Consider the following 12772-nt stretch of genomic DNA (forward strand, 5'->3'; position numbering starts at 1 on the left):
ATGAATTTATTTATCCTGTATTAATGGGCAGTGGGACCGAAAATCCAGAGATAAGTAAAGAAGGTATATAGGGGATGAAGTAAATCCTCACTGAAAAAAGTTTCACTTTATTCGACTGTAGAAAAAATACGGTAAAGGTGGGAACAAAGGAATTGAGGTTACAATTAAAGTTGGTAAGTATTCATTTTATGGTTTTGTTAATGTTATGTGTAAGTTTTGGCGTATATGCACCAAAAGAAGCATATGGATCCACGACTAACTTAGAAGGTCTAGGGGATATATCGCGTTATAATGCTGTTGTCTTTGGTAACCATATAGCAGTAGGTGGAGACATTGAAGGAGCAATTGCAGTTCAAGGTGATATGGATGCATCTGGTTATACAATTGTAGGTGCAGCAGCGGGAACATCTAATATAGTTGGGGAAAAATGGGATGATGAGGGATATCCATCCTTGTTATTGTCTGGAAAATTTAAAAAATCAAGAGAGGAATCTTTTATCATTCAAAACGGAATAGTCGTAATGACAAAAGAGAGTGATCCAGATCGTATCATACAATCTTCTTATGATCGTATCGTTTATAAAGAAAAACTAGAAATTGACGCGAAATTTAATGAATTTCACAACATAGTGAACCAAGTCAGTAAAAATGCAGGTCAATATAAAACGAATACCCCAATTCCAAATATGAGTTATGGAATCGGAAAAGATATAAACAATCCTAATATTTATGTTTCATCAGAACTGGTAGGGAAAATCAATTTAGATATAAGAGATGTCTTTTTACCTAATGCTAAAGGAAAAGATTTTATCGTTATGTATTCGGATGCAATAGAGGTTACATTTAAAAATGGTGCTATCTTATATGACACGAACAATATTGGTAGGGCTACAGATATAATTCCTACATCACAACCCTATTCTCTTAATTCACCGTTCACTGAGTTATACGGGAAGGTGATTTGGGTTTTTCCTAATGCAAAAAAGATCACAACAGAGGGATATGGTGTCGTTGGGAGTGTGTTTGCTCCAAATGCTGTATTAGAAACAAAAGGCGGTTCAATTAATGGACAAGCATTTGTCGGTGCAGTACAACAAACTGGTGGATTTGAATTTCACAATTTCAAATTTAATTGGCAACATTGGAACAAGCCTAGTACAGGAAAAGTAAAGATAAAAAAAGTAGATAGTAATAATGATAATAAAGAATTGATGGGGGCAAAGTTTCATATTGAAGATTCAAATAAAAAAGTAGTTGGTGAGTTAGTAACAGATGAAAAAGGGGAAGCGATATCAAAAGAATTACCAATAGGTAACTATACTCTTGTGGAAACAGAAGCGCCTAAAGGTTACGAATTATTAAAAGATAAAATAGCTGTAAAAATAGAAAAAGATGCAGTAGTAGAAATTAAAATAGGAAATAAGAAATTACCAGATCCGATGGGGAAAATGAAGCTAGTGAAAGTAGATACGGGAGATAAAAATAAAAAGCTAGCAGGAGCAAAGTTTCATATTGAAGATTCAAATAAAAAAGTAGTTGGTGAGTTAGTAACAGATGGACAAGGAGAAGCGATATCAAAGGAATTACCAATAGGTAACTATACCCTAGTGGAAGTAGAAGCACCTAAAGGTTATGACTTATTAAAAGATAAAATAGCTGTAAAAGTAGAAAAAGATGTAGTAGTAGAAAGTAAAATAGGGAATAAGAAATTACCAGATCCAATGGGGAAAATGAAGTTAGTAAAAGTAGATACGAGCGATAAAAATAAAAAGCTAGCAGGGGCAAAGTTTCATATTGAAGATTCAAATAAAAAAGTAGTTGGTGAGTTAGTAACAGATGAAAAAGGAGAAGCGATATCAAAAGAATTGCCAATAGGTAACTATACCCTAGTGGAAGTAGAAGCACCTAAAGGTTATGACTTATTAAAAGATAAAATAGCTGTAAAAATAGAAAAAGATACAGTAGTAGAAATTAAAATAGGGAATAAGAAATTACCAGATCCGACTGGGCAATTTGAAATTGAGAAAGTTGATGATAAGGATATTAATTTAAAACTAAAAGGTGCTGTATTTCAAGTATTAGATAAAGAAGGTAAAGAAGTTACTAGATTAACAACGGATGAAAAAGGAAAGGTGATTTCCAACCAGTTAGTACTTGGAAAGTATATGATTAAAGAAATAAAAGCGCCAAACGGTTATATGTTACTTAGAGATCCAATAGAAATAGAAATTACAGAAGCGGTAAGGACACAAAAACTAACAGTGAAAAATGTGAAAAATAATTGGGTAATTCCTAATACTGGTGGCAGCGGAACAACAAGTTTTTACGTGATTGGTTTTGTGCTAATGTTTGGTGTGTTATGCTTATATAAGAAAAATCGTATATAAATAGTATAAAAACAGTTGTGTATTATGAACTGATTCCATAAAGTTAGAAAATCGTTTGGTTAGAAAAATTTCCAGCATGAGTTCGGTATTGTACTGGATTCATGCTATTAAATTTGTTGAAGAAGGAAGGATAATAGTAAACATAGAATATATTAATAAATCAAAATGTTTATGAGGTGAAAGTGATGGCAACAAAACAAGATGAAATTAAAGTAGTAGTCGGCGCTGGCGTGTTTAATAATAATCCAGGTTGGATTCAAACACAAGAAGATGAACTTAACTTATTAGACAAAGCTACGTGGGAAGAAAGATTTGAATACAACTCTATTTCAGCTATTTTAGCTGAGCATGTATGGGAACACCTTACTTTTGAAGAAGGTATAAGAGCAGCTGAAATTTGTTATGAATTTTTAAAGCCAGGAGGGCATATTCGTTGTGGTGTTCCTGATGCATTTTTCCGAGATGAAGCATACCAAAACATAGTTCAAATAGGCGGACCTGGCCCGAAAGATCATCCAACAGCAAGTCATAAAATTGTTCATAATTATAAAACATTAACGGAAATGTTTAAATTTGCTGGATTTGAGGTAGTTTTACTTGAATATTGTGATGAAAATGGTCAGTTTTATTACAACGAATGGGATGCAAACGACGGTGTTATTTTCCGTTCGAAAAGGTATGATTCTAGAAATAAAGGTGAGAAGCTTGGTTTTCCATCTTTAATTGTTGATGCGATTAAGCGGTAAGTCATTCAATAAAAGCAAGGGTTAATACTATAATTTCATGAGTCGCAAATGCGGCTTTTTTTATTGGTGCGTAAGTCTATATTTAATAAGGAAACGGATATACATGATAATTATTTTTCAACATTATATAACTCGACTTGGAAAATATTTAAGTTTTTCTCATTACCATTAACTTTAAATTAATACTTCGTTGACATAAAGATTTATTTTATATTTATATTCGTGTAAAATAGAGTGAGAACATACATTCTGTATAAAGGGGCAATCAATATGATAGCTGAAATTGGGAAACTAACTAATGGGTATATTGTAAAATTTGAACGCCGATTTCCAAATACAATAGAGGAAGTTTGGTCTGTTTTAACAGAAAACAGTAAGCTTAAAAAATGGATGTCTAATTTACAAATTGAAAGTCTTAAAACGGGTGGAATAATAAAGTTCGACATGATGGACGGTTCATTTATAAATATTGATATTTTAGAGTGTCAAGTAAATTCAGTACTTGAATTTACTTGGGATAAAGATCGTGTCCGATTTGAAATACATAAAGAAGAAAGTGGGACTCTTTTACTTCTTAAAGAGTACATTCATGTATTAACTGATCATACACCGAAAGATATAGCTGGTTGGCATATTTGCTTATATCTTTTTTCTTCCGTACTAGAAGGAAAAGAAAAAGAATTTTCTAAAGATGAATGGCAACAATGGTTTGAAACATATAAGGATAAGATCCTTGAAGTGAGAGGGTAATTGTATAAAAAGTTATATTCATTATGTAATTATTACACTGTAAAAATGATTTTAAAGAAAAATAAGAATAGAGGTTAATATGAAAGTAAATCAATTAATTGCTAATAACATAAATAAATTAGATACAGTGATTCCATTTAATAAGTCGTTTGGAATCGCTGGGTTATCAGGCTCAGGTAAAACAACCTTTTGTCAAACGATTGGTGAAGAATCAAAAAAACGATTAGTTTCTTTATTGCCAAAGGCTGAATATCAATATTTATTTCCTAACATTATGCAAACGAATTTTAGTGCTATTAAGATAGAAGATATGCCTTTAGTTCTTTTTCTAGGAAAATCATCGATTTCTTCCAATCCACGTTCAACAATCGGTACACATACTGGTGTTTTCACAGAGGTACGTGAAAAACTTGCTGATGTATTTCATCTTTCACCTGAGGTTTTTTCATTCAATAACCAGTTAGGCTGGTGTACTGGCTGTAAAGGCCGAGGTACTACTAAAAATATTGAGTGTAAAAAATGTAAGGGAAAACGTTATAGCGAAGAAATCGAACAACATAAGATAGATTTATTTGCTAAACCACATACAATTTCAAATATTAATGATTTAAGTGTTGAGTCTATTCTTTCGTTAGCGGAAGAGTTAAAAATTAGTGAAGCAAAGCAACATATACTGCAAAATATAATTAATATGAACATTGGTTATTTAACATTAAATCGAATTATGGGTACGTTGTCAGGTGGAGAGTTAACAAGACTATATTTGGCTGAATTTATGGCAGTAAGCGAAAATGCTGTAATTATTATTGATGAGATTTCAGTTGGACTTGATCATGAAACATTATTACAAATATTAGAAGAGATTAAGCAGTTAGGGTGTAAAAATCAAATTTGGCTCATTGATCATTCAGATACTGTACTGGATACAACAGATGAGCAATTGTTCTTTGGACCTGGTAGCGGAAAATATGGTGGACAAATTGTGAAAGAATCGCCAAGACCAAAACCAATACTGTCGGATCTAAATAAAGAAGTACCAACAGAATACTATACATTCCATGAATTATATTGCCGTAATATCCAAATGGCGGAGTTTCAAATCCCTAAAAATAGGCTTGTAACGGTTACTGGAGAATCTGGATGCGGGAAATCTACACTTGTCAATGAATGTTTAGCTACAGATTTCTTGAAACGATATCCAAAAGATAAATTAGTTATGGTAGGACAAGATCGAAATCAATCCATTACAAGTCGATCAACTGTAGCCACTTTCCTAGATATTAAAAAGAAACTCACAAAGTATAGCGAAGAAATTGATGATATTTTTGAGCGTTCGATTGAGGATATTATAGATGAACTTCCAAATGAAGATATTGCGTATAAACGCTTGAGTCTACTAATTAAACTAGGACTTGGTTATTTAACGTTAGAACGAAAAACACAAACATTATCAACAGGTGAGTTTCAATGTGTTCATTTAGTTTCGGAGTTATTTGCAAACACAAGAAATCCACATACATTATTTATTTTTGATGAGCCTTCAAAAGGTTTATCACAAAATATTTTAAACCAATTTATAGATAGTGTTAGAGGGATATTACAAGATGAATCAGTCTCTATCATCATGATTGAACATAATAGTTATATGTTAGAAAGCTCTGATTATATTGTAGATTTCGGAAAAAGACAGCTTGAATCTATAAAACATCTTGATGTAGTAAGTCATGAAGATTATTATCGTCAAAAAAGCAGTGTGAATAATGCTGAGCAAATACATATTTCTTCAGCACTTAAGCATAAAGAAGGCGTTCACTATTTAGAAGAAAATCATATTAACTATTTTAAAAATGCCGAAAACATTTATAAGGGTGGTATTTTAAAAAGTTTATCATCAATGGCTCGTTTAATTTATGGTGAATTTCAATCTGATACAATTGCACCTGTTATTGCTATTGATCTTGAAAGACATTTATATAGTCAATATAGTTTCTTATATGAGATTGGTGGACTAATTAATCATATTGTAGCCGCTCATCCAACTAATAAAGATACGAGAAGTTTTGATTTCTATTCCCAGGACAATCACTGTCCATCTTGTGCTGGACGTCTTCAAATTGAAGTTTTCGATAAAGATATTACAATTCAAGATAAAAACGTTCCATTTTGGGATGGCTTATTCGATCCGGAAATCATGAAAGTATTAAAATTTTATCAATATGAAAAAATAGAATTTTTATTTGAAGAAATTAAAAATGAGCTTGGTCACGATTTATCAAAGAGCTATAACGATATGTCAGAAGAAGAAAAGCATACGTTTTGGTACGGATATTTTGAAAAATCATTTTATGATAAAAAAGGAAAGACACGCAGAACATGGGTAGGATTTAATACAATTATTGGTGGATATATTGTTATTTCAAAAGCAGCTATTAAAGAAGAAATTAAGTCTTCTAAAGAAATGATGACATGTCCAATTTGTGAGGGGACGGTTTTAAAGCATCATAAACCGCTTAAATTTGGTAACTTTGATATTCGTGAAATTATCAATCAACAAGTTGATGAAGTGTTGAAAGTATTCGGTGATTTACCTGTACTTCATAAATTAAAGTCTATAGTTGGTGGCGATATGAGATTGACAGAAGATGTTTCTTTATTGCCAAGAAAAACACAAGTTGCACTGAAAATGTTTGAATTAGAACAGGCAAGCTTTTCAAACTATGAAATGGTGTTACAAAATGTTTTACCATTCTGGGACGAAATAAAAGGAAATATTGAATCCATTCGTGTTAATAATCAAGTAACTGTATGTGATTTCCCTAATGTTTATGAAACAAGAGAAAACATTATAGATAAGTATTTCACAAATGGTAAATATAAAAAACTTACGTATGTATACGAAGCGTTTGGATACAAAAAGTTAGTTACCCAAATCAATAAAATTAGAAAAAGTAATCCATGTCCATTTTGTAAAGGAAAGAAAGTTATAAATGAAGATAATTTACATGATGGTGTCTTTAAATTAACAATCCCATGTGTAACTTGTAATGCAACTGGTATTAATGACGAAGGGTTAAAAGAAGTTGTTGAAGGCGTGGATGTACAAACATGGTTAACTGGAAAAGTTAGTGATGTTGTGGATGAAAGCTTATTAACAGAAGCAGTTGCGCAAATACCAATTTTTAATCGTATTCGCGAATTGGATAAACGAGATATGATGGCGGTTTATGAATGTTTGGAGATAAATAATCAAATAAATTAGTTATAGTGGTTGAATGATTGATTATAAAAGCGAAAATATACAGTTTTAATTATATAAATATAATATATTAAATTGTTATTTAAATCATTAAAAATAGTTGACTCTTACATAATGTCATTGTTTAAGATAAATTTGAGCTTCGAAGTAGATGTGAATTTTAGGAGGAAATCATGTTTAAAATAGGAGATTTTTCAAAGTTATCTTCCATTAGCATTCGTATGTTGAGGCACTACGATAAAGTGGAATTATTACAACCAGTAAAAGTCGATGTGCAAAGTGGATATCGATACTATTCAGCGGCCCAATTAAAGAAAGTAAATCAAATTCAAATGTTAAAAGATATGGGGTTTAATATTACTATTATTAAAGAAATTGTAGAGAGTGATAACATGGAAGTAATAAAATCACAATTTGAAAATCGTAGTGCTCAAATAAAGGATGAAATGGATGGCCTCCAAAAACAATTACGTCTTCTTGAAGCCTCAATGAAATCGATGAGAGAGGATGTAGTTGAGATGAACTATCATGTTTCAATAAAAGAAATTCCAGAAAGAAATGTAGCTAGTGTTAGAAAGATTATTCCATCTTATAATCGCGAAGGGGATTTATGGGGTATATTAATGCAAGAAATACAAATGAAAGATATTAGTATTGCCCATCCGAAGGTTACGAATTAGCTGGCCCGATGTTTAATATTTATCATGTGACCCCAGCGATGGAATCGGATCCTAATAAGTGGGTTACAGAAGTTTGTTATCCAGTTAGATGATGATAAAGAAAAAAGGCATTATGTATATGCCTTTTTTCTTTATCTATTGATCTGTAAATATCTAGACAAATTACTTGTTAATTCGATTTTTCAACTACTAGCACAATTTGATTTACAAATCTAAAAAATTAGCGGATTGTAATGCATCTTTTAGTTCCTCGAATTCAATTAACCAATCAAACATAATTATTTTTCCTTCCATCATAGTTTGCGTATTGGACTATAAAGTGCAATAAAAACTTCAAGTAACTTCGTGAAAGCAGCTAAAGCAAATACAAGTACTGGATTATAGGCTGAAATAATACCTCCTACTAATGCCCCGAGTGGCATAGCTAATCGTGTAAGTACGCGCGAAAATCCTAAAACCCTTCCTTGCATATTTGATGGAATGGTTTCCTGGCGAACTGTAGCTACAATTGTATTCCATGCAATATTGCAAATCATTGCAATACCGAAAGCAATACCGGGAGCAAGCCAATATGTACTCCAAAGCGCGAAAGTTAAGCCAATTACTCCAACAAATAATAGTAAAGGAATTAGAATGCCACGTTGCATTCTTTTTTCTAAAGGAACTACAATCAAGCTGCCTAAAAGACCACCTATGCCAATTAATGAATAATTAAAGCCGCTTTGTTCTGGCGTAAGTTGCAATGTGGATAGTAAATAATACATGAACACACCTAAAACCGCACTTGCTCCAAAGTTTCCTATCATAGCTTGAAAAGATAAAGCTAAATTTAAGCGATCATTTTTGAGCCATTTAAATCCATTAACTAAATCAGCTAGTACATTTTGAAGTGCATTTTTATCTTCGCATTTCTTGTTTACGGTTTTCATAGACGGTAATAATATCACAGCAACTAATGTTGCAATAAATGAAAGAACATTAATCCAAAGCACTTGAAAGCCGCCAATAAAAGAAATGAAAATCCCAGCTATCATTGGACCAAATAAACTAGCCAATTGATTGACCATTTGATAGAAAGAATTAGCCTTTGTTAATGATGCACCTGCAATATGTGGAATGACTGTAACAGTTGTTACATCAAAAAGCATGGACATAACTGCTAAGATAAAAGTAATTACGTATAAATGCCAGATTTCTAATAGATGTAATGCGTGTAGAATTGGTACAAGACTTACTAAAATAATATTTGTAATATCCGCTATCCAAAGTAACTTTTTTCGATCGTATCGATCAATTATTACACCAACTAAAGGGCCGAATAAAACAATTGGCAATACATTAATAGCAAATAAAGAACTCATAATTACAGCTGAACCGGTTAATTGATAGGCAATCCAAGGCAATGCAAAAGTATATAGTGAATCCCCAATTCGTGAAATGAGTAAACCAAAAATGAAAATCTTGTATTCTTTAGAGAAAGTTGTCTTAATGGTAAGCCTGTGTTCTAGTATAAATTTCACAACTGTTTGAACCACCTTTATTATAGAGGAATTTGAAAATCATCCGTCCAATACTTGTTATATATAGAATTCTGTAATTTTTAGATGAATCCTACTTTTTAGAGGTATTTTTAAACTTTAAGGAGGAAATAAAAATGAAGGCAGTATTTTTAGATAGAGATGGAACAATTGGAGGGACAGGTGGAGGAGTTCACCCGAATGAATTTACATTATTTGATTTTGCACCTAAAGCAATTCAAAGGTTAAATAACTTAGGATTAAAAGTGTTTTTATATACAAATCAAACTAGAATTGGAAGGGGATATTTTACCGAAAAAGAACTGTTTAAAGGATTTCAAAAGATGCAACAAATTTTAAAAGATGAAGGTGTATATATAGATGGAATGTACTATTGTCCACATAAAATGAATAGTAGTTGCGACTGCCAAAAACCGAATATAGGTTTACTTTTAAAAGCAGCAGAAAAACATGATTTATGCTTAAAAGAATGTTTTCTTATTGGAGATACAGGGAGTACAGATATGTTTGCAGCTGAAAGTGCTAATATGAAAAAGATTTTAGTGAGAACAGGATGGGGAGAAAGTTCATTAACAAAGTATAGAAATTTGTGGGAAGAAGTGGTATATGATTATATAGCGCAAAATCTAGTTGATGCTGTGAATTGGATTGAAGATCATTTAAATACATAATAAAATTATAGTAAACTATCTTATTCAAAGATTCTTAGGAGGTAGAATATTGATACATATAAATAAGAATGTAAGAACATCTGGTGCGTATGTAATGTATAAAAATTTATTTGTTTTTCAGGTTGGACCAACGAGTAAAGGAGATACATTAGGTGTAGTAAGGCTTGGAGGACATAAAGAAGATGAAGAAACAGCAGTAGAAACCGCTAAAAGAGAAGTGAGAGAAGAAGCTACTATTGATATTACTATTTTGAGTTCACCAAGTACATACTACAAACAGAATTGGAATGCACAATCAAAGAAAATAAAAGTAGAAAATGAAATCGATCCAATATTAATTATTGATAGTCCAGATGAAACTTTATCTATTATGTATATGGCATATTCAGAAAATGAACCAACTCCATCTTCTGAAACGAACGGGCTCTTATTACTTTCAGTAAGTAATATTAGACTTATTTGTAGTAAGGCAATCACACTAAACGATTATATTAAGCAAGGTGGAATAGCCATATTGAAAGAAAAAATGGATAAAGAATTAATCTTACAACCTTTTCCGCAACTTTTGTTTTTAGCAGAACTTTTAAAAGAGGACCCTGTATTACTTCAGCAGTTTCTAAATTAGGATTATAAATCCACATTTATAAGGGGCTTTTTAATCCTAGATATATCTCAAGGAACTTAAGTGGGATTGGAACGAGATCAATTAATAACCGGGAAATTCCTCAAGAAATAGCACCTAAAGTGGAATATAGCTTATCTAAACATGGAAAATCAGTAAGCGCTGTTTTGGGTAGTTTGTGTGGTAGTGGGAAAGGAGGCATTTAGAATGTACAAATAGTAATAGATTATAAAAACGTTATGTAAACTAAATGTGGTGTTTGGAATGTTTTTCTGGAATTTTATATTTTGTAATATATAATTAACTAATAAGTTTGTGATTACATATCACTAAAGGGGAAAACAAAAAATGAACGAATTAGAGTACAAAAACTTTTATGATAAAGTAGGAAGATTAAATGGATGGGATTTTAGTAAAATAAAATGTGAAACTGTAGGAGATTCATGGGACTTTTATAGAGAGGTAAAAGAAAGATGCAAGCCATCACATATTTTACTAGATGTTGGTACAGGCGGAGGAGAAAATGTACTTCATATAGCATCTTCGGCTAAATTGTTAGTTGGAATAGATAATTCTAACGGAATGATTGAAAAAGCACATTCCAATTTGAGAAAATCGGATGTACAAAATGTTGAGTTTCTTCAAATGGATTCTGCAGCTTTAACGTTTCCGCATGCGCATTTTGATATTGCTTCTAGTTGTCACGCACCGTTTATAGCATCCGAATTAGCAAAAGTAATGAAAAAAGGTGCTTTGTTTTTAACACAACAAGTTAGTGAACATGATAAATTGAACTTGAAAGAGGCATTTGGAAGAGGACAATGCTTTGGTGAAGGAGATGGAACTTTAAAAGAAAAGTATATGGGTGAACTTAGTAGTGCAGGATTTGAACTCGTGCAAGTACGTGAATATAATATTACTGATTATTACAGTTCGCCTGAAGATCTTATTTTTTTGTTAAAACATACACCTATTATTCCTAGATTTGGAGAAGAAGAAGAGGATTTTACTATTTTACAAAAATTCATTGATGCAAATAGTTCTGAAAAAGGGATCGGTACGAATTCAAAAAGGTTTATGATTATTGCTGTAAAATCATGATGTGTTGTATTGTAAAAGCTGCTTTTCGTTTAAGGAAAGGCAGCTTTTTTGTATGGAAACAATACTATATCAACAATGAAAGAAGTTAACATATTCATACTAAAGTTGTAGTTTTTATTTGAAAAATCCATCCTTCCGTTTGATTCTATCTATTTATAAATGTAATACAATACGAATAGATAATAAGAAACAAGGGGGTATGCAACGTGATTACACATATATCAGATATTAAACTACAAACGGTTTCCATAAAAGGGGTAAAACAAGTATATAAGGACATATTATCTTTTCCAATAAAAAAAGAAACGGCATCTTTTATTCAATTTGAAGTAACACCATACACTACAATTAGTTTTCAAGAAGTATACGAACTAATCGCACCTGCACATTTCGCTTTTGAGATTCCATATTCAAAATTCCATGAAACAGCAAAATGGCTAAAACAGTCTGGATTACTTATTGCGAAATGGAAAGATGGTCATACAATTGATGAAGAGAGCGGTCGATTCAACTTATATTTCAGAGATGGAGATGGAAACCTTCTCGAAATTATCGCACATAGTTATGTTAAAGAAGGTGTATTAGTACCGCATTCGCCTTTAAACATTTTATATGTAAGAGAAATCGGACTTCCCGTTAAAAGTGTACCTGTATTTACAGAATGGTTGAAATCAAATCTAAATATGAAAACGATGGAAGATGGGGATATTTTCAACTTTGTTATAGGGGGCACAGCATATATTGTTGCAACATGGTGGCAACGACCTTGGATCCCAATTGCGATGAAAGCTTTACCACCGGAAGTACACGTATCTTTCGGAACACCGAATCCTGCATTTTTACAGCAAATTCAAATTAATTTTAAGAGAAATAGTGTACCATTTCAATGTAAACATAATGAAGTATCATTTATTGAGCAAGGATATGCATTTTCAATTGTGCATACACCACATTTTCCTTCCGATATTCCTAGTAAATTAAACTTACCACTTTCTATTTAAGGATAGAAAGTGGTAAGTTT

The 12772-nt window shown here is 31.8% G+C and carries 9 protein-coding genes and 2 pseudogenes; 10 read left to right on the forward strand and 1 reads right to left on the reverse strand.

Annotated features, from left to right (window positions below; genetic code table 11):
• The first annotated feature begins 152 nt into the window (after window positions 1–152).
• The 5 genes and pseudogenes from ACSG5Z_RS05055 (at window position 153) to ACSG5Z_RS05075 (ending at window position 7911) form a co-directional block, all read left to right on the forward strand.
• Window positions 153–2387, forward strand: coding sequence for a SpaA isopeptide-forming pilin-related protein (locus ACSG5Z_RS05055; protein WP_435710850.1), 2235 nt, complete (start codon window positions 153–155; stop codon window positions 2385–2387).
• A 185-nt stretch (window positions 2388–2572) separates the two neighbouring features.
• Window positions 2573–3133, forward strand: a complete 561-nt coding sequence (locus ACSG5Z_RS05060) for a class I SAM-dependent methyltransferase (protein ID WP_435710852.1) — start codon at window positions 2573–2575, stop codon at window positions 3131–3133.
• Between the two features lie 270 nt (window positions 3134–3403).
• The gene (locus ACSG5Z_RS05065; RefSeq protein WP_435710854.1) at window positions 3404–3883 is read left to right on the forward strand and encodes an SRPBCC family protein; all 480 of its coding nucleotides are present in this window, start codon (window positions 3404–3406) and stop codon (window positions 3881–3883) included.
• A 79-nt stretch (window positions 3884–3962) separates the two neighbouring features.
• The gene (locus ACSG5Z_RS05070) at window positions 3963–7142 is read left to right on the forward strand and encodes an ATP-binding cassette domain-containing protein (protein WP_435710856.1); all 3180 of its coding nucleotides are present in this window, start codon (window positions 3963–3965) and stop codon (window positions 7140–7142) included.
• Window positions 7143–7312: 170 nt separating this feature from the next.
• Window positions 7313–7911, forward strand: a pseudogene (locus ACSG5Z_RS05075) (MerR family transcriptional regulator).
• Window positions 7912–8112: 201 nt separating this feature from the next.
• Here the strand turns inward: ACSG5Z_RS05075 and ACSG5Z_RS05080 are convergent.
• Window positions 8113–9339: an MFS transporter gene (locus tag ACSG5Z_RS05080; RefSeq protein WP_435710857.1), complete on the reverse strand. Its 1227-nt coding sequence runs from the start codon at window positions 9337–9339 to the stop codon at window positions 8113–8115.
• Window positions 9340–9473: 134 nt separating this feature from the next.
• Here ACSG5Z_RS05080 and ACSG5Z_RS05085 point away from each other — a divergent pair, with 134 nt between their 5' ends.
• From ACSG5Z_RS05085 to ACSG5Z_RS05105, 5 genes and pseudogenes are all read left to right on the forward strand, one after another.
• Window positions 9474–10028, forward strand: a complete 555-nt coding sequence (locus tag ACSG5Z_RS05085) for a D-glycero-alpha-D-manno-heptose-1,7-bisphosphate 7-phosphatase (RefSeq protein WP_435710858.1) — start codon at window positions 9474–9476, stop codon at window positions 10026–10028.
• A gap of 49 nt (window positions 10029–10077) precedes the next feature.
• Window positions 10078–10653 (forward strand): NUDIX hydrolase, encoded by a 576-nt coding sequence (locus ACSG5Z_RS05090; protein WP_435710860.1) that lies wholly within the window; start codon window positions 10078–10080, stop codon window positions 10651–10653.
• A gap of 66 nt (window positions 10654–10719) precedes the next feature.
• Window positions 10720–10882: pseudogene (locus ACSG5Z_RS05095) on the forward strand (winged helix-turn-helix transcriptional regulator); the annotation flags it as partial.
• A gap of 116 nt (window positions 10883–10998) precedes the next feature.
• The gene (locus ACSG5Z_RS05100; protein WP_097857252.1) at window positions 10999–11751 is read left to right on the forward strand and encodes a class I SAM-dependent methyltransferase; all 753 of its coding nucleotides are present in this window, start codon (window positions 10999–11001) and stop codon (window positions 11749–11751) included.
• A gap of 206 nt (window positions 11752–11957) precedes the next feature.
• A complete protein-coding gene (locus tag ACSG5Z_RS05105; RefSeq protein ID WP_097857253.1) occupies window positions 11958–12752 on the forward strand; it encodes a VOC family protein in 795 nt (264 codons plus the stop codon).
• Window positions 12753–12772 lie beyond the last annotated feature (20 nt).

The organism is Bacillus pretiosus (assembly GCF_051294775.1).
Classification (GTDB): domain Bacteria; phylum Bacillota; class Bacilli; order Bacillales; family Bacillaceae_G; genus Bacillus_A; species Bacillus_A wiedmannii.

Bases quoted from the DNA above. Each gene is read 5' to 3' on its own strand.
- ACSG5Z_RS05060 (WP_435710852.1), top strand. From the start codon at position 2,573: ATGGCAACAAAACAAGATGAAATTAAAGTAGTAGTCGGCGCTGGCGTG.
- ACSG5Z_RS05065 (WP_435710854.1), top strand. From the start codon at position 3,404: ATGATAGCTGAAATTGGGAAACTAACTAATGGGTATATTGTAAAATTT.
- ACSG5Z_RS05070 (WP_435710856.1), top strand. From the start codon at position 3,963: ATGAAAGTAAATCAATTAATTGCTAATAACATAAATAAATTAGATACA.
- ACSG5Z_RS05085 (WP_435710858.1), top strand. From the start codon at position 9,474: ATGAAGGCAGTATTTTTAGATAGAGATGGAACAATTGGAGGGACAGGT.
- ACSG5Z_RS05100 (WP_097857252.1), top strand. From the start codon at position 10,999: ATGAACGAATTAGAGTACAAAAACTTTTATGATAAAGTAGGAAGATTA.